The sequence below is a fragment of the Nonomuraea sp. NPDC049378 genome, assembly GCF_055586745.1.
This window is the reverse complement of sequence record NZ_JBVJHP010000001.1, coordinates 734531-750703: the sequence shown is the minus strand read 5'-3', so window position 1 is coordinate 750703 and position 16173 is coordinate 734531. Positions and strand designations below refer to the sequence as shown.

Here is a 16173-nt window from a genome sequence, read left to right as displayed (position 1 = left end):
CCCCTCGCGCTCGTGCGGCGCCGGTGAAGTGGCTTGCCGTAATTCGCCGGTATTGGACCTTCGGCGGCGCCGGGGTGCTCCGTAAGGTCGCCGCATGACTGCTGACAAGGCGGACGCGCTGCGAGCCCTTCACGTGCCGGGCACTCCGCTGGTCCTGCCCAACGTCTGGGACGTCGCGTCGGCGCGGGCCGTACAGGACGCCGGTTTCCCCGCGGTCGCCACCGGCAGCGCCGCCGTCGCGCGCGTGCTGGGCTACGAGGACGGCGAGGGCACCCCTGCCGACGAGATGATGGCGGCCGTGGCGCGCGTGGCCAGAGCGGTCGACGTGCCCGTCACCGCCGACGTCGAGCGCGGGTACGCGCTCGAACCGGCCGCCCTCGCCGAGGCGCTGGCGGGCGCCGGAGCCGTCGGGTGCAACCTGGAGGACTCGCTCCCCGGCACCGGCGAGATGGTGGAGACAGGCGTCCAGGCGGACTTCCTCGCCGAGGTGCGCGCCGCCGCGGGCCCGGGCCTGGTGATCAACGCCAGGATCGACCTGTACCTGTACGGAAGCGGCGACCGTGCCGCGGCCGTCGAGCGCGCACGGCGCTATCTGGAGGCGGGAGCCGACTGCGTCTACCCGATCGGCCTGGCGGACGAGGAGGAGATCCGGGCGCTGGCCGGCGAGCTGGGCGGGATGGTCAACATCCTGTTCCGGCCGGGAGGCCCTTCGCCGGCGCGCCTGGCCGAGCTGGGGGTGGCCAGGATCAGCTTCGGCAGCGGCCTGCACCGCGCGTCCGCCGACTACACGCGCGGGCTGCTGGCGAAGGTCAAGGAGGGCCGGAGCCCCTACTGACGGCGGCGCGGCACGGGGATCCTCATCAGGTCGCGGGCGAGCACCACCTCGCCGTCGAAGCTGCGCCGCGCCTCGGCGGCGAAGGCCGGCTCCTCGGCGAAGCCGTACCGCTCGGAGAAGTGCGTGAGCACCAGCCTGCGCACCCCCGCGTCCGCCGCCACCATCCCCGCCTCGAACGCCGTCAGGTGCCCGTACTCCTTGGCCAGCGCGCTCTCCGACGACAGGAACGTCGACTCGATCACCAGCAGGTCGGCCCCCGACGCCAGCTCGAAGACGGCGTCGCAGAGCCGGGTGTCCATCACGAAGGCCGCGCTCTGCCCCGGCCTGGGCTCGCTGCACCGGTCGAGCGTGACGCCGCGAACGGAGCCGGTGCGCTGCAGCTCGCCGACCTCGGGGCCGCGGATGCCGTGGGCGGCCAGCCGCTCAGGCAGCATGCGGCGGCCGTCCGGCTCCTGGAGGCGGTAGCCGTAGGACTCGACCGGATGGGAGAGGCGGCGCGCAGTCAGCGGGCCGACGGCGGTGAGGTCGCCGTCGAGGGGATGTTCGGAGATGACGGACGTGTCGGCGAAGACGGCGGCGTGGCGGAGCCTGCGCCAGTAGGGTTCGCCGGAACCGGGGAAGAGCGCCCGCACCGGGTGCCTGACCTTGTCGCGGGCGATGCGCTGCACCACGCCCGGCACGCCCAGGCAGTGGTCGCCGTGGAAGTGCGTGACGCAGAGCCAGTGCACGTCGTGCGCGCTGACTCCGGCGTGCAGCATCTGCCGCTGCGTGCCCTCGCCCGGGTCGAACAGGAAGCCCTGACCGTCCCAGCGCAGGAGGTAGCCATTGTGGTTACGGTGTCGGGTAGGAACCGCGCTGGAGGTGCCCAGCACCACGAGCTCACGTGAGGACATGATGCCCGCCGCCGCAGAGACCGCCGCCTTCGCCGAGGTGCCGACGCCGGTCGGCCTGTTCGTGCTGGCCGTCACCGAGACCGGCCTCGTGGCGTCGGGCTGGGCGTCGGCGCACGGGTCGCGTGCGCGCCTTTCCGACCGGCTCGGCCTGCCTGAGGTTCATGATGCGGATCGTACGGCCTTCGCGGTCGCGGAGCTGAACGCCTACTTCGCCGGCGACCTGAAGGTCTTCGAGACGCCGATCGACTGGCGCCTGATGTCCGGCTCGCGGCTGCGGGTGCTCCAGGCACTCCACCAGGTCCCGTACGGCACCGCCGTCACCTACGGCGAGCTGGCCCGGCGCAGCGGCTCCAGCGTGCCGGCCCGCGGCATCGGCTCGATCATGGGCTCCAACCCGATCCCGATCTTCGTGCCCTGTCACCGCGTGGTCGCGGGCACCGGCCTGGGCGGCTTCAGCGGCGGCGAGGGCGTGGAGACCAAGCGCCGGCTGCTGACCCATGAGGGCTATCTGCAACCGACGCTGCTCGACCTCTAGCAGACTGGTCAGCGTGAGCCAGCAGCCCGTCATCGCCGTCGTCGGCCCCACCGCGGCGGGAAAGTCCGATCTCGCCGTCGGCCTCGCGCTCCGGTTGGGGGGCGAGTGCGTCAACGCCGACTCCATGCAGCTCTACCGGGGGATGGACATCGGCACGGCCAAGCTGACCCCGGCCGAGCAGCGCGGGGTTCCCCACCACCTGCTGGACGTCTGGGACGTCACGGTCACGGCCAGCGTGGCCGAATACCAGAAGCTGGCGAGGGCCGTCTTCGACCGCGTCGACGTGCCGGTCCTGGTCGGCGGCAGCGGGCTCTACGTGCGGGCGGCCATCGACGAGCTGGAGTTCCCCGGCACCGACCCGGAGATCAGGGCGAGGCTGGAGGCGGAGCTGGCCGAGTTCGGCACCGCCCGGCTGTACGAACGGCTGCGGGGCCTGGACCCGGCCGCCGCGTCGGCGATCCTGCCCAGCAACGGCCGCCGCATCGTCCGCGCCCTTGAGGTGATCGAGCATTCGGGGCGCCCGTTCTCGGCCACGATGCCCGCCTACGAAGCGGTCTACCCGAGCGTGCAGCTCGGTCTCGAGGTGCCGAGGGCGGAGCTGGACGAGCGGATCGCGGTCAGGGTCGGGCGCATGTGGCGGGCGGGCCTGGTCGACGAGGTTCGAGGGCTGCTCGGCGAAGGGCTGGCCGAGGGCCGTACGGCGAGCCGCGCCCTCGGGTACGCCCAGGTCATCCGCTTCCTGGAGGGCGAGTGGAGCGAGGAGCGGGCGATCGCGGAGACCGTCCGGCTGACCAGGCGCTTCGCGCGTCGCCAGGAGTCGTGGTTCCGCCGTGATCCGCGGGTGTGCTGGTTGCCCTACGACGCCCCGGATCTGCTTGAGCGATCCCTCGATCGGATCGCGGCGAGCCGGTGTGCATAGACTTTCAGAATGCGCTTTCTCAAGGGGCACGGCACCGAGAACGACTTCGTCATCCTGCCTGATCCCGACGGCGAGCTGGACGTCTCAGCCTCGCTCGTCGCGAAGATCTGCGACAGGAGGACAGGCATCGGGGCCGACGGTGTGCTCAGGGTCGCGCGCACCAAGCTGAGCCACGAGGTGGCCGAGCAGGCGTCGGCGGCCGAATGGTTCATGGACTACCGCAACGCCGACGGCGGCGTGGCGGAGATGTGCGGCAACGGCGTGCGCGTGTTCGTCCGCTACCTGATCGACGCCGGGCTGGCGGAGCACGCGGAGTTCGCGGTGGCCACCCGTGGCGGCCTGCGCAAGGTCCGCGTCGAGCCGAACGGCGACGTCACGGTCGACATGGGCCGGCCCGTCGTCCACGGCGAGAGCGTGGCCACCGTCGGCTCACACGAGTACACCGGTTTGTGCATCGACATGGGCAACCCGCATCTGGCCTGCGCCATCGGCGATCCCGTCGCGCAGCTCGACCTCGCCCACCAGCCGGGCTTCGACACGGGGGTCTTCCCCGGCGGCGTCAACATCGAGCTGTTCAACCCGGTGGGCACCAGCCGCGCGGTGATGCGCGTCTTCGAGCGCGGCTCCGGCGAGACCCGGTCGTGCGGCACCGGGGCGGTGGCCACGGCCGTCGCCGCCGCGAGCCTGTCGGGCGACAGCACGGGCACCTGGACGGTCGAGGTGGTCGGCGGCACGCTGACCGTCATCCTCGACGAGGACACCAGCTACCTTTCCGGTCCCGCGGTCATCGTGGCGAGTGGCGAACTGATGCTTGCAGAATGATGTTCTTCCGAGGAATGCTGGGTTCACTTCGCGAACTGAGAGGTGGACATGGCGGACCCACGCACCACCGCGACACAGGTCAGGGCCCCGATCGGCCAGTTCGGCGGCGGCTTCACGATCTCCAGAGAGGCCAAGGCCGTCTGCGACGAGTACGCCCTCGGCCCTCGTGAGCTGTACTTCCGCGGCCGCTGCGGCGTGCTCGGCGAGTGCGACGCCGACGTGGTCAGCGCGGTCGTCGTCTTCTTCCCGCCCGAGCACGTCGAAGAGAGCTGGAACGGCGGCCGCAAGGTGGCCGCCGAGCAGGCCGTCGAGCTCTACGCCGAGGTGTGCAGGGCCTGGGGGCGGCGCAAGCTGGGCGGCCACGACGGCTGCGCCAGGATCGCCGAGCTGCTCCAGCGGGTCGTCGAGGAGGCCTCGCCCGTCGGCGCGCCGCTGTTCGCGGGCTGGCGGGCGGTGCCGCTGGCCGACGACCCGCCGGCGCGTGCCGTCCAGCTCATGCACGTCGTACGCGAGCTGCGCGGCGGCCTGCACGCCAACGCCGTGATCGCGGCGGGCCTCGACCCTCTGGAGGCGACGCTGGCCGCCGCCCACGACTCGACCCCGCTCGGGCGCACGAGGGGGGAGCAGATCGCCCGGTTCTTCACCTGGCCTGAGCCCTACCCGCAGCCCGGTCCCGACGTGGTCGAGCGGCGCGCCGCCGTGGAGGAGACGACCGACGACCTCATGGCCCGCGCCTTTTCGGTCCTGAGCGACAGCGAATCGGACGAGCTGATCGGGCTTCTGCGTTTTGGGGACGCTCGTTGACCTGGCAGACTGGCTGCCCATGGACGTGGACATCTGGGCCTGGGTCGGCGAAACCCAGCAGCAGCTTTCTGAGGCGGGCAACGTTGGCCTCGCCATGGCGCTGGGAGACCTTCCCGCACAGGCCTATGAGGGCCGTAACCCGCAGCTCGACGTCATGGCTCCGGCCATCGCGCAGCAGGCAGAGGCCCTGGAGCTGCCCTGGCTCGAGTTCTACGCCCGCTACTGGCACCTGATCGGCCGCATCGGCGACCGGGCTCAGGGCGCGGTCGCCATCGACGACGCCAAGCAGCTGCTCGAGTTCGCTCAGCGCGAAGACGTGCGGGAGTGCCCGGCCGTTCCCGCGGCGGTCGAGGCGATGGCCATCGCATGGGCCAACGCCGACGGCCCCGGCCACGCCGCCGAGCGGCTCGAGTTGCTGGGCGCGCGGATCGAGGCGCTGAGCCCGGAGAAGCCCGCCTTCACCGGGCTCGTCACGCAATATGTCGCCGCGCTCACCGACGCGGCCCGGCCGGGCGAGGCCGTGACCTATGCCGAGTCGGCCGTCGAGCGGCTGACGGTCGCCGGTCGCGAGGCGAGCTGGGAGCTCGGCGCCGAGAGCGCCCGCGCGCTGCTCGCCGCCGGCCGCGCCGAGGACGCGCTGCAGGCGTTGCAGGCCGCATCGGAGTTCCAGCCGGACGACCCGGTGGCCAAGGAGCACCGCGACGGCGTGCGCAGGGCGCTCATCCTGGCCACGCTCGGTCGCATCGCCGAGGCCGTCGACGCGCTGCCCGACCTCGACGTGGTCGGCGAGCACCCGCGGGTGTTCGTCGAGTGGTCGCAGGCCGTCAGCAAGCTGGCGGGTTCCGCCCAGATCACCAACACCTGGCAGCTGGGCCGCGTGCTGCGCCAGTGGATCGACTACTTCAGCATGATGGGCGGCTATCGCGCCCGCGTCGAGCTCGCGCTGGTCGCGGGCGAGCTGGCCATCGCCAGGCAGGGTGTCTGGCAGGCCAGGCTGCTGGCCGACCTCGCCGAGTCCGGAGTCGCCGAGTTGCGCGAGAGCGAAGGGCTCGCGGAGCGCGTCGCCGCCCTGCGGGCCACCGCCGACGCCACGGGCGAGCCCGAGCCGCCCGGCCCGCTGGAGGAGCGGGTCGGCCTCTTCGACGCCGCCGACGGCTTCAACGCCGACCCGGAGAAGTGGGTGGGCTGGCTGGCCCCGCTGTCCGGGCAGGACCTCGAGGCCACCCGCCGCCACACGACCACGGCCGGCTTCCTGGGCTATCCCGCCACCGGCGCCGACATCTACTGGACGATGCTGGTCGACTCCGGCGACATCGCCACGGCCGACTCCGATGACGTGGCCTACCTCACCACGCTGCTCATCGAGGCCCGCCAGGACGAGCGGCTGGAGCAGATGGCCGCGATGTTGCCGCACGACGCCCAATACCTCGCGCTCGCCAGGCTGCACAGCGCCCGCGAGCGCTGGCCGGAGACGCTCGAAGCGGCCGAGCACGCCGTCGCGGCCGGCGCCGGGCTCGAGGCCCGCCGCCTGCTGTCGGGCGCTGCCCAGCAGCTCGACCAGAACGACCGGGCGGCCGGGGTGCTGCACGAAGTGCTCGACGAGCTCGTCGACGAAGACGTCTGGCGCATGATCGTCATGGCCACAGCCGCCGAGAACTGGGAGATCGTGCACCAGGGCGCGGCCAAGATCGGCATGCCGATCAAGGCCAAGGAAGGCCCGATCGAGGAGGAGATGGGCCTCATCAGGGTCATCCTGCCCGCACCCGACGGTGGCCAGCGCCAGGTCCTGTCGATCCGCACCGGCCCGGCCACCGCCAGGCTGGCGCTGCCCCAGCCGCGCGGCATGGACTACAACGCCGGCGACCTGGTCGTCTTCGACCCGCAGTTGCTGGAGCCGGTGCCCGAGGACCCCGAGGAGCAGCAGAACTTCGTGCCGCCCTTCGCCGCGGTGAGCATCCTGCGGCCCGGCGGCTACACCAGCTACTTCTTCGACGGCGCCGCGCCGAGCGAGGAGGACTGGGCGGAGTTCACCGAGGTCATGGCCGAGCGCGGCTGGCCGATGTGGGTCTACAGCGACGAAAACTACACCGTCTCCCACCCGTCCTCGGGCGAGCGGCTGCCTGGGGTGTTCGGCTGGGTCGCGGTGCCGCCCGACGTGTCGCCCAACGAGGTCGACGCCCTGCTCGACGACGCCACCGAGCGGTGGGTGCACCCGCTGGCCTGGCTCGACCTGGCCCGCGAGATCGACGTCGAGGTCGAGCGGCACGAGCGCATCGTCAAGGAGTACGGCCTGTAAGGCTCTCGGGCCGACCGGAAGGGCGAGACTGACGTGCTGGATCGGTTCCGGCTCGACGGCAGGGTGGCCATCGTCACCGGCGCCTCCGCCGGGCTGGGCGTCGCCTTCGCCCGGGGCCTGGCCGAGGCGGGCGCGGACGTCGTGATCGCCGCCCGGCGCGCCGAGCGGCTGGAGCAGACGCGGCGGCTGGTCGAGGAGACCGGCCGCCGGTGCCTGGCCGTGCCGGCCGACGTGTCGCGGCCGGAAGACTGCGACGCCCTCGTGGCCGCCGCCGTCGAGGCCATGGGCGGCGTCGACGTGCTGATCAACAACGCCGGCGTCGGCACGGCCGTGCCCGCGCTGCGCGAGACCCCGCAGGAGTTCCGCCGGGTCATCGACATCAACCTGCACGGCACCTACTGGATGGCGCAGGCGTGCGCGCGGGTGATGCGGCCAGGCTCGTCGATCGTCAACATCGGCAGCGTGCTCGGAGAGACCACGGCAGGGCTGCCGCAGGCCGCCTACAGCGCGTCCAAGGCGGCGGTGACCGGGCTGACGCGCGACCTCGCGCAGCAGTGGACCGGTCGCCGCGGCATCAGGGTCAACTGCCTGGAGCCGGGGTTCTTCGCCTCCGAGATGACCGAGCAGTACAAACCCGGTTATCTGGAGCGGATGGTGGAGTCGCGGGTGATCATGGACCGCACCGGCGACCCGGCCGAGCTGGTGGCCGCCGCGGTCTTCCTGGCGAGCGACGCGGCCTCGTACATCACCGGAGTGACGCTGCCGGTGGACGGCGGGATCCTGCTCACCTAGGCCCCCGCCACGAGAGGCGGGCGGCGGGCTCGTTCACTTGGGGCCGGCCACGAGCAGGTCGTGGCGGGCGGCGAGGAAGCCCGCGTGGAAGCGGGTCCTGGCGCCCAGCCGCTCGCACAACACCTGCACGCGCCGCTGCACCGTGCGCGGGCTCAACCCCAGTTGCCTGGCGATGGCGTCGTCCTTCATCCCGGCCGCGAGCAGGGCCAGCACTTCGGCGTCGGGGGCCTGCGGCCACATCTCGGGCTCCAGGGCCTCGGTGGAGGTCAGGCGGAGCGGCACGGCGGCCCGCCACAACGTCTCGAACAGCCCCACCAGAGCGTCGAGCAGCGCGGACGGGTGCACCACGAGGGCGCTCTCGACGGCCCGGTCGTCGTCGGAGACCAGGGGCAGGATGGCGGTGCGGGCGTCGGCTACGGCCAGCTTGACCGGCACCTGGCCGAGCCTGGCCTGCTCGCCGTCGGAGATGGCGCGGCGCGTGTGGGCGAGCATGCCGGGGTGCTCGAAGGCCAGCGGGCTGTAGATGCCGCGGGTGGGTGCTCCCTGGCGGGCCGCCCGCTGCCGGTTCTCCTGGTCGTCGCTGATGTCGACCGCGTACGGGGGATGCACGAGCACGAGCATCTCCCGGGTGGCGTTGCGTTCGAGCTGCAGATAGCGGCGGGCCACGGCGTCGCGCCCGGTCACCACCTCCAGCACCTCCTCGGGCTGCGGCCCGCTGCGCTCGGCGACCTCGGTGGCCAGCAGCGCGGCGGCGGCCCTGCTGTGGGCGATCTCCTCCTGGCGGCGGGCGACGAGGATGTCGATGGCGACGTTCGGGGGAGTGGCGACGAGTCTCAGCGGGCGGCCCGCGACGCGGGAGATCAGCCCGAGGTCCTCCAGCCTGGGCAGCATGCGGCGGATGGCGGCGGGGGACGACCCTGTTTCCGCGGCGAGCCGGCTCAGCGTGGCGGGGCCGTGCTGGAGCAGGGCGCGGTAGGCCGTCTCCTCGGCGACGGTGACGCCGAGCCCCTCCAGCAAGCGCCGCTGCGCCATGTCGCCCTCACCCCCAAGATCCCACAAGCGTAAGGCGGGCCGCGTCCAGCGGTCCACCTCAGGCTGCGATGTGTGCGCCTGTGGTGGGCCGCGTCCAGTGCGGCGGTGTCGGGTTCTCGGGGGCGGGTTCAGAGTGTTCCGGAAAGCCGCTCTTGTTCCAGAGGTGCGCATGGGCCTATGTTCGGTTGCGTAGTGCGGTGCGTGTTGCGTATTAAGAAACAACCGGAGGCGCCATGAGTGGACCCCGTTTGGTGATCGTCGGGGCGGGAATCGTGGGGTGCGCTCTCGCCGACGAGCTCACCGAGCGGGGGTGGACCGACGTCACCGTGCTCGACCAGGGGCCGCTCTTCGCCGCCGGCGGCTCCAGCTCGCACGCACCCGGCCTGGTCTTCCAGACCAACCCGTCCAAGACGATGACCGAGTTCGCCTCCTACACCGTGCGCAAGTACACCGCACTGGGGGAGAGCTGTTTCCGCCAGGTCGGCGGCCTGGAGGTGGCCACCACCCCGGAACGCTGGGCCGACCTGCACCGCAAGCACGGCTGGGCCGAGTCGTGGGGCGTCGAGGGAGAGCTGGTCGACGCCGGGCGGTGCGCGGAGCTGTGGCCGCTGCTCGACAAGGACAGGGTGTTCGGCGGTTTCCACGTGCCGAGCGACGGCCTGGCGGGGGCGGTCGCCTGCGGGCAGGCGCAGGCGGAGCGGGCCATGGAGCGCGGGGCCACGTTCCTGCCCGGCCACACGGTGGTGGGCGTCGAGCAGCGGGGCGGCCGGGTGAGCGGAGTCTCGGTCGTGACCTCGGACGGGCACCGGACGGTCCCCGCCGACGTGGTGGTGTGCGCGGCCGGCTTCTGGGGCCCCTCGATCGGCGCGATGGCGGGGCTGACCGTGCCGCTGCTGCCGCTGGCCCACCAGTACGCCAAGTCGGGCCCCCTCGCCCTCCAGCTGGAGGGCCCCATCCTCCGCCACCAGGACCGCGACCTCTACTTCCGGCAGCACGGTGACCGCATCGGCATCGGCTCCTACGCCCACAGGCCCATGCCGGTCACCCAGGAGGAGATCGGCCCCCGGTCGACCACGATGCCGTCGGTGCAGGCGTTCACCGAGGAGGACTTCGACCCCGCCTGGCGCGACGCGGTCGAGCTGCTGCCCGCGCTCGCCGAGACGAAGTACGAGGAGGGCATCAACGGCGTCTTCTCCTTCACGCCGGACGGGTTCCCGCTGATCGGCGAGGCGCCTCACCTCGAAGGTTTCTGGCTGGCCGAGGCGGTCTGGGTGACCCACTCGGCGGGGGTGGCGCGGGCGGTGGCCGAGGTGCTCGTGGACGAACGCTCGTCTGTCGACCTGCACGAGTGCGAGCTGGGCAGGTTCGAGCAGGCGCAGCTGTCGCCGGCGTTCGTCGAGGAGCGTGGCAAGCAGAACTTCGTCGAGGTCTACGACGTCATCCACCCGCTGCAGCCGATGGAGTCGCCGCGGCCCCTGCGCACCAGCCCGTTCTACCCGCGCCAGCGGGAACTGGGCGGGTTCTTCCTTGAGGCGGCGGGGTGGGAGCGGCCGCACTGGTTCGAGGCCAATGCGCCGCTGCTGGAAGACCTCGTACGCGGCACGGATGAACACGACGGTGAGGTGCCGGTCGAGCCGTTCATCGGGGCTGAGCAGCGGGACGAGTGGGCCGGTCGCTACTGGTCGCCGATCGCCGCCGCGGAGTCGTACGCGACGAGGGAGCGGGTCGCGCTCTTCGACATGACGCCGCTCAAGCGTGTCGAGGTCAGCGGGCCGGGGGCGGCGGCGTTCCTGCAGCGCATGACGACGAACAACGTGGACAAGAAGCCCGGCTCGGTCACCTACACCCTGCTGCTGGACGTCGAGGGCGGCATCAGGTCCGATCTCACGGTGGCGCGGCTGGACGAGGAGACCTTCCAGGTCGGCGCGAACGGCAACCTCGACCTCGAATGGCTGACCAGGCACGCGCCCGGAGGGGTGCGGGTGCGCGACCTGACGCCCGGCACGTGCTGCGTGGGCGTGTGGGGCCCGCAGGCCAGGGAGCTCGTGCAGGGGCTCACCGACATGGATCTGTCGCACGAGAACTTCCGCTACTTCAGCTGCAAGTCCGGATATGTCGGTCAGGTGCCGGTGCTCGCGATGCGCGTCTCCTACGTGGGCGAGCTGGGCTGGGAGCTTTACACCACCGCCGACATGGGGCTCAAGTTGTGGGACACGCTCTGGTCGCCCGGGGTGACGACCGCCGGCGGGCGGGCCGCGTTCAACAGCCTGCGGCTGGAGAAGGGCTACCGGCTCTGGGGCGTCGACATGACCACCGAGCACAACCCGTACGAGGCGGGGCTGGCCTTCGCCGTCAGGACGGACAAGGACTTCGTCGGCCGGGACGCGCTGACGGCCGACGTCACGCGCAGGCTGGTGCCGCTGCTCAGCACCGAGGTGGTGATGGGCAAGGAGCCCGTACGGCATGAGGGCCGCACGGTCGGGTACGTCACGAGCGCGGCGTACGGGCACACCATCCAGCGGCCCATCGCGTACGCCTGGCTGCCCGCCGAGCTCGCCGAACCAGGGACACACGTGGATATTTCCTATTTTGGCCGCCGCGTCCCCGCGGAGGTCGCGAAGGAGCCCCTGTTCGACCCCGGGATGGAGAAGATCAGACGTTGACCCACCCCGACTTCCTCTGGCGCAACCCGGAGCCCAAGCCGGCCTACGACGTCGTCATCGTGGGAGGCGGCGGTCACGGCCTGGCCACCGCCTACTACCTGGCGAAGAACCACGGCCTGACCAACGTCGCCGTCCTGGAGCGCGGCTGGCTGGCCGGCGGCAACATGGCCCGCAACACCACGATCATCCGCTCCAACTACCTGTGGGACGAGAGCGCCGCCATCTACGAGCACTCGCTCAAGCTGTGGGAGGGGCTGAGCGACGAGCTGGACTACGACCTGCAGTTCAGCCAGCGCGGCGTGCTCAACCTGGCGCACAACCTGGGCGACGTGCGCGAGGGCCGGCGCCGGGTGAACGCCAACCGGCTCAACGGCGTGGACGCCGAGTGGCTCGACCCGGACGAGGTCAAGAAGTTCTGCCCGGTCATCAACGTCAGCGACCGGGCCCGCCATCCCGTCATGGGCGCCACCCTGCAGCGGCGGGGCGGCATCGCCAAGCACGACCACGTGGCCTGGGCCCTGGCCCGCCGGGCCGACGCGTACGGCGTCGACCTCGTCCAGGGGTGCGAGGTCACCGGTTTCGAGATCACCGGCGGCCGGGTCACGGCCGTCGAGACCTCGCGCGGGCGCATAGCGGCGGGGAAGGTCGCGCTGGCGGCGGCGGGGCACACCTCCGTGCTCGCCGAACGGGCCGGGATCCGCCTGCCGCTGCAGTCGCACCCGCTCCAGGCGCTGGTGTCGGAGCTGCTGGAGCCGGTGCTCGACTGCGTGGTCATGTCGAACGCCGTCCACGTGTACGTCAGCCAGGCGCACAAGGGCGAGCTGGTCATGGGGGCGGGCATCGACGCGTACAACTCCTACGGGCAGCGCGGCGGCGTGCACGTCATCGAGGCGCAGATGGCGGCGGCCCTGGAGCTGTTCCCGATCTTCAGCAGAGTGCGCGTGCTGCGCACCTGGGCCGGGATCGTCGACGTCTCCCCTGACGCCTCGCCCGTCATCGGCCCGACCCCTGTCGACGGCCTCTACATCAACGCGGGCTGGGGCACCGGCGGCTTCAAGGCGACCCCCGGCTCCGGCTGGGTCTACGCCCACACCCTGGCTCACGACCGGCCGCATCCGCTGGCGGAGCCGTTCGCGCTCGACAGGTTCACCACGGGGGCGCTCATCGACGAGCACGGCGCGGCGGCGGTGGCGCACTGATGTTGCTGATCGACTGCCCTAACTGCGGGCCCCGCGACGAGAACGAGTTCCACTACGGCGGCCAGGCCGGCATCGCCTGCCCCACCGGCGACATGACGGACGAACGGTGGGCCGCGTACGTGTTCATGCGTGACAACCCCAAGGGCTGGTTCCACGAGCGCTGGTTCCACGTGCACGGCTGCCGGACCTGGTTCACGGTCGAGCGCCACACGGTCACCCACGAGATCAGGAAGCCACGATGAGGTTCACGTTCGACGGCCGCCCGATGACGGGCGAGCCGGGTGACACGCTGGCCGCGGCGCTGCTGCGCAACGGGGTGCGGGTGGTCGGCCGCAGCGTCGGTCTGGGCCGCCCGCGCGGGATCTTCACCGCGGGTCCCGAGGAGCCGAACGCGCTGGTCCGCGTCGGCGCCGACCCGATGCTGGCGGCCACCACCGTGGAGCTCCACGACGGGCTGGAGGCGCAGAGCCTGCGCGGCAAGGGCCGGGTCGATCTCGACGCGGTGGACGAGCGCCGCTGCGACAAGGGCTACCTGCACTGTGACGTGCTGGTGGTCGGTGGCGGGCCGGCCGGGCTGGCCGCGACCGCCGCGGCGGGACGGTCGGGGGCGCGGGTGATCCTTGTGGACGACCAGCCCCGGCTCGGCGGCGACCTGCTGAACAGCCGCCTGCTCCTGGACGGCGCTCCCGCGCTCGACTGGGTGGCCGGCCTCGACCTGCCCGCCAGGGTGCTCACGAGGACGACGGCCGTCGGCTACTACGACCACAACTACGTGCTCGCCGTGGAGCGGCGGGCTCGGGGCGAGCGGCTGTGGCACATCAGGGCGCGCCGCGTGGTGCTGGCCACGGGCGCGCACGAGCGTTCGCTCGCCTTCCCCGGCAACGACCGGCCCGGTGTGATGCTGGCCGCCTCCGCCCGCGCCTACGCCAACCGTTACGGCGTGCGCGCCGGACGGCGGGCGGTGGTGTTCGCCTGCGCCGACTCCGGTTACGAGGCTGCCGAGGACCTCATGGCGGCCGGGGTGGACGTGCTCGCCGTCGTGGACCCGCGACCTTCCGGGGTGCCCGCGGACGTGGAGGTGCTCGCCGGCCAGGTGGTGACGGGCACGACCGCGGACGCCGAGGGGGTGCTCACGGGCGTCCAGGCCGGCGCCCGGCACTTCGACGCCGACCTGCTGGCCGTCGCCGGCGGCTGGAACCCCGCCGTGCACCTGTTCAGCCAGTCGGGCGGCCGGACCAGGTTCGACGAGGAGCTCGCGGCCTTCGTGCCCGGCACGTCGGCGCAGGCCGAACGGTCGGCGGGAGCCTGCGCGGGCCTGTACGGCACCCGCGAGGCCATCGCCGACGGCTACGCCGCGGGAGCGGAGGCCGCCGGGCACGGCGAACCCGGGCTGAGGGTGCCGGAGTGCGACGAACGGCCCCTGCGGCGGCCGGCGGCCCTCTGGCTCGTCGAAAGAGCCCCGGGCAGTGACCCCGCCTTCACGGACCTGCACCGGGACGTGACCGTGGCCGACCTGGCCATGGCCACGGGCACCGGGATGCGCTCGGTGGAGCACGTCAAGCGCTACACCACCGCGGGCACCGGCGCCGACCAGGGCAAGACGTCGGGCGCGGTCGTCGTGGGCGTCATGTCCGCGCTGCTCGGCGCCGCCCCCGGCCAGGTCGGTACGACCACGTTCCGGCCGCCGTACACGCCCGTGTCCTTCGCCACCCTCGCGGGACGCGCCCGCGGCGCGCTGTCCGACCCCGTCAGGACCACCGCACCGCACGACGCGCACGTCGCGCGCGGGGCCGTGTTCGAGGACGTCGGCCAGTGGAAACGGCCGCGATACTTCCCCCGGGACGGCGAGGACATGGAGGCCGCCGTGCGGCGCGAGTGCCACGCGGCCCGCAGCGCCGTCGCCGCCATGGACGCCTCCACGCTGGGCAAGATCGACGTCAGGGGCGCGGACGCCGGCGAGTTCCTCGACCGCGTCTACACGAACATGTACTCCACGCTCGCCGTCGGAGCCTGCCGCTACGGGGTGATGTGCGGGGCCGACGGGATGGTGTTCGACGACGGCACCACGACCAGGCTCGCCGACGACCACTACCTGACGACCACGACCACGGGCAACGCCGCCGCGGTGCTCGACTGGCTGGAGGAATGGCGGCAGACGGAGTGGCCGGACCTGGACGTGTCGTTCACCTCGGTCACCGACCACTGGGCGACGGTCGCCGTCGTCGGCCCGCACGCTCGCCGGGTCATCGCGGCGGTCGCGCCGGAAGCGGTGGAGCTGGCCTTCATGCGGTACGCGAGCGTGCCCGTGCTGGGCGTGCCGGGCCGGGTCTTCAGGATCAGCTTCTCCGGCGAGCTGGCCTACGAGGTCAACGTGCCGTGGCGGTACGGCAGGGCGCTGTGGGAGGCGGTGCTGGAGCTCGGCGCGGTGCCGTACGGGACCGAGACCATGCACGTGCTGCGGGCGGAGAAGGGGTTCGCGATCGTCGGCCAGGAGACCGACGGGACCGTCACGCCCCAGGACCTCGGCATGGGATGGATCGTCTCCAAGCGCAAGCCGGACTTCGTCGGCAAACGCTCCCACGCCCGGCCGGACACCGCGCGCCAGGACCGCAAGCGCCTGGTCGGCCTGCTCGCCGACGATCCGGCGGCGCTCGTGGAGGAGGGCGCCCAGCTGACCGCCGCGGGGGTGGCGCCGATGCTCGGCCACGTCACCTCCAGCTACCGCAGCGCCGCGCTCGGCCGCACGTTCAGCCTGGCCATGGCGAGGAGCGTCGTGCCGGGCGACCGGCTGACGGCGGTGTCGGGGGACGTTGCGCACCCGGTGACCGTCGTGGAGCCCGTCTTCTACGACCCGGACAACGCCCGCCGCGACGGCGACCCTCTCGTGGACGCGCCGGCCCCGTACGCGGGGGAGTGCCGGTCGGAGAGCCCCGCCGCCGCCTTCGCCGCCCGCTTCGAGGCCGCGAGCACCCCGCGGGTTCGCCTGCGCGAGGTGCCGTACGAGCCCATGTGGGAGGTGCGCGGCGCGGATCCGGGCACGGGCCTGCGGCTCGGCCCTGACTGGTGGCTGGTGACCGGGGACGTCCCGCCACGCTCGGGCTGGGTGGACGTGTCGGGCCAGCGTACGGTCCTGGAGCTCGCCGGTCCCGCCGCCCACGACGTGCTCGTCACCGGCTGCCCGATCGATCTTGACCCGTCGGTCTTTCCCGGGCATGCCCAGACCCTGCTGGCCGGAACGTCGGTGGTTTTGGAACGGCTTTCGCCTGAAACGTACCGGATCTACGTAAGATCATCCTTTGCAAAATACCTGGCAGAGTGGCTGATCGATGCCCTTGAGGCTTCATAAGACCCGTTGATGGGCATTTCTATCCCTAGACTTTACG

The 16173-nt window shown here is 72.3% G+C and carries 13 protein-coding genes; 11 read left to right on the top strand and 2 right to left on the bottom strand.

All coding sequences use genetic code 11. The features are described from left to right. The first annotated feature begins 94 nt into the window (after positions 1-94). Entirely contained in the window at positions 95-835 is a 741-nt protein-coding gene (locus ACZ6SA_RS03405) for an isocitrate lyase/PEP mutase family protein (protein WP_465826410.1), read from the top strand. On the opposite strand, the gene ACZ6SA_RS03400 is transcribed toward ACZ6SA_RS03405, so the two are convergent. Then, the gene (locus tag ACZ6SA_RS03400; protein WP_347641631.1) at positions 829-1728 is read right to left on the bottom strand and encodes a ribonuclease Z; all 900 of its coding nucleotides are present in this window, start codon (positions 1726-1728) and stop codon (positions 829-831) included. The genes ACZ6SA_RS03405 and ACZ6SA_RS03400 overlap by 7 nt on opposite strands. Here ACZ6SA_RS03400 and ACZ6SA_RS03395 point away from each other — a divergent pair. Genes ACZ6SA_RS03395 through ACZ6SA_RS03370 form a run of 6 tightly spaced genes read left to right on the top strand, consistent with a single transcriptional unit; the run spans position 1727 to position 7896 of the window. Beyond that, on the top strand, positions 1727-2263 hold the full coding sequence (locus tag ACZ6SA_RS03395; RefSeq protein WP_465826408.1) for a methylated-DNA--[protein]-cysteine S-methyltransferase: 537 nt from the start codon (positions 1727-1729) through the stop codon (positions 2261-2263). The genes ACZ6SA_RS03400 and ACZ6SA_RS03395 overlap by 2 nt on opposite strands. Before the next feature lie 13 nt (positions 2264-2276). Beyond that, positions 2277-3182 (top strand): tRNA (adenosine(37)-N6)-dimethylallyltransferase MiaA, encoded by a 906-nt coding sequence (gene miaA, locus ACZ6SA_RS03390; protein ID WP_465826406.1) that lies wholly within the window; start codon positions 2277-2279, stop codon positions 3180-3182. Positions 3183-3191: 9 nt separating this feature from the next. Further along, positions 3192-4004 carry a diaminopimelate epimerase gene (gene dapF / locus ACZ6SA_RS03385; RefSeq protein ID WP_465826405.1) on the top strand — a complete coding sequence of 271 codons (813 nt, stop codon included), beginning with the start codon at positions 3192-3194 and terminating at the stop codon, positions 4002-4004. 48 nt (positions 4005-4052) lie between these two features. Further along, positions 4053-4808: an SCO6745 family protein gene (locus tag ACZ6SA_RS03380; RefSeq protein WP_465826403.1), complete on the top strand. Its 756-nt coding sequence runs from the start codon at positions 4053-4055 to the stop codon at positions 4806-4808. A gap of 19 nt (positions 4809-4827) precedes the next feature. Next, positions 4828-7104 carry a tetratricopeptide repeat protein gene (locus tag ACZ6SA_RS03375; RefSeq protein ID WP_465826401.1) on the top strand — a complete coding sequence of 759 codons (2277 nt, stop codon included), beginning with the start codon at positions 4828-4830 and terminating at the stop codon, positions 7102-7104. Between the two features lie 33 nt (positions 7105-7137). Then, entirely contained in the window at positions 7138-7896 is a 759-nt protein-coding gene (locus ACZ6SA_RS03370; protein ID WP_347641637.1) for an SDR family NAD(P)-dependent oxidoreductase, read from the top strand. A 33-nt stretch (positions 7897-7929) separates the two neighbouring features. On the opposite strand, the gene ACZ6SA_RS03365 is transcribed toward ACZ6SA_RS03370, so the two are convergent. Further along, on the bottom strand, positions 7930-8928 hold the full coding sequence (locus ACZ6SA_RS03365) for a helix-turn-helix domain-containing protein (RefSeq protein WP_465826400.1): 999 nt from the start codon (positions 8926-8928) through the stop codon (positions 7930-7932). A gap of 233 nt (positions 8929-9161) precedes the next feature. Here ACZ6SA_RS03365 and ACZ6SA_RS03360 point away from each other — a divergent pair, with 233 nt between their 5' ends. From ACZ6SA_RS03360 to ACZ6SA_RS03345, 4 genes are read left to right on the top strand one after another with little or no spacing between them, the layout of a single operon-like run. Further along, complete coding sequence (locus ACZ6SA_RS03360; protein WP_465826399.1) at positions 9162-11591, top strand: GcvT family protein; 2430 nt, start codon at positions 9162-9164, stop codon at positions 11589-11591. Beyond that, entirely contained in the window at positions 11588-12790 is a 1203-nt protein-coding gene (locus ACZ6SA_RS03355) for a sarcosine oxidase subunit beta family protein (RefSeq protein WP_347641640.1), read from the top strand. Before ACZ6SA_RS03360 ends, ACZ6SA_RS03355 begins: the two co-directional genes overlap by 4 nt. Then, complete coding sequence (locus ACZ6SA_RS03350; RefSeq protein ID WP_465826397.1) at positions 12790-13032, top strand: sarcosine oxidase subunit delta; 243 nt, start codon at positions 12790-12792, stop codon at positions 13030-13032. Before ACZ6SA_RS03355 ends, ACZ6SA_RS03350 begins: the two co-directional genes overlap by 1 nt. Beyond that, positions 13029-16136, top strand: a complete 3108-nt coding sequence (locus tag ACZ6SA_RS03345; protein WP_465826396.1) for a 2Fe-2S iron-sulfur cluster-binding protein — start codon at positions 13029-13031, stop codon at positions 16134-16136. Before ACZ6SA_RS03350 ends, ACZ6SA_RS03345 begins: the two co-directional genes overlap by 4 nt. Positions 16137-16173 lie beyond the last annotated feature (37 nt).

Coding starts and splice junctions, on each gene's coding strand:
- ACZ6SA_RS03405 (WP_465826410.1), top strand. CDS start 95: ATGACTGCTGACAAGGCGGACGCGCTGCGAGCCCTTCACGTGCCGGGC.
- ACZ6SA_RS03395 (WP_465826408.1), top strand. CDS start 1,727: ATGATGCCCGCCGCCGCAGAGACCGCCGCCTTCGCCGAGGTGCCGACG.
- ACZ6SA_RS03400 (WP_347641631.1), bottom strand. CDS start 1,728: ATGTCCTCACGTGAGCTCGTGGTGCTGGGCACCTCCAGCGCGGTTCCT.
- dapF (WP_465826405.1), top strand. CDS start 3,192: ATGCGCTTTCTCAAGGGGCACGGCACCGAGAACGACTTCGTCATCCTG.
- ACZ6SA_RS03380 (WP_465826403.1), top strand. CDS start 4,053: ATGGCGGACCCACGCACCACCGCGACACAGGTCAGGGCCCCGATCGGC.
- ACZ6SA_RS03375 (WP_465826401.1), top strand. CDS start 4,828: ATGGACGTGGACATCTGGGCCTGGGTCGGCGAAACCCAGCAGCAGCTT.
- ACZ6SA_RS03365 (WP_465826400.1), bottom strand. CDS start 8,928: ATGGCGCAGCGGCGCTTGCTGGAGGGGCTCGGCGTCACCGTCGCCGAG.
- ACZ6SA_RS03360 (WP_465826399.1), top strand. CDS start 9,162: ATGAGTGGACCCCGTTTGGTGATCGTCGGGGCGGGAATCGTGGGGTGC.
- ACZ6SA_RS03350 (WP_465826397.1), top strand. CDS start 12,790: ATGTTGCTGATCGACTGCCCTAACTGCGGGCCCCGCGACGAGAACGAG.
- ACZ6SA_RS03345 (WP_465826396.1), top strand. CDS start 13,029: ATGAGGTTCACGTTCGACGGCCGCCCGATGACGGGCGAGCCGGGTGAC.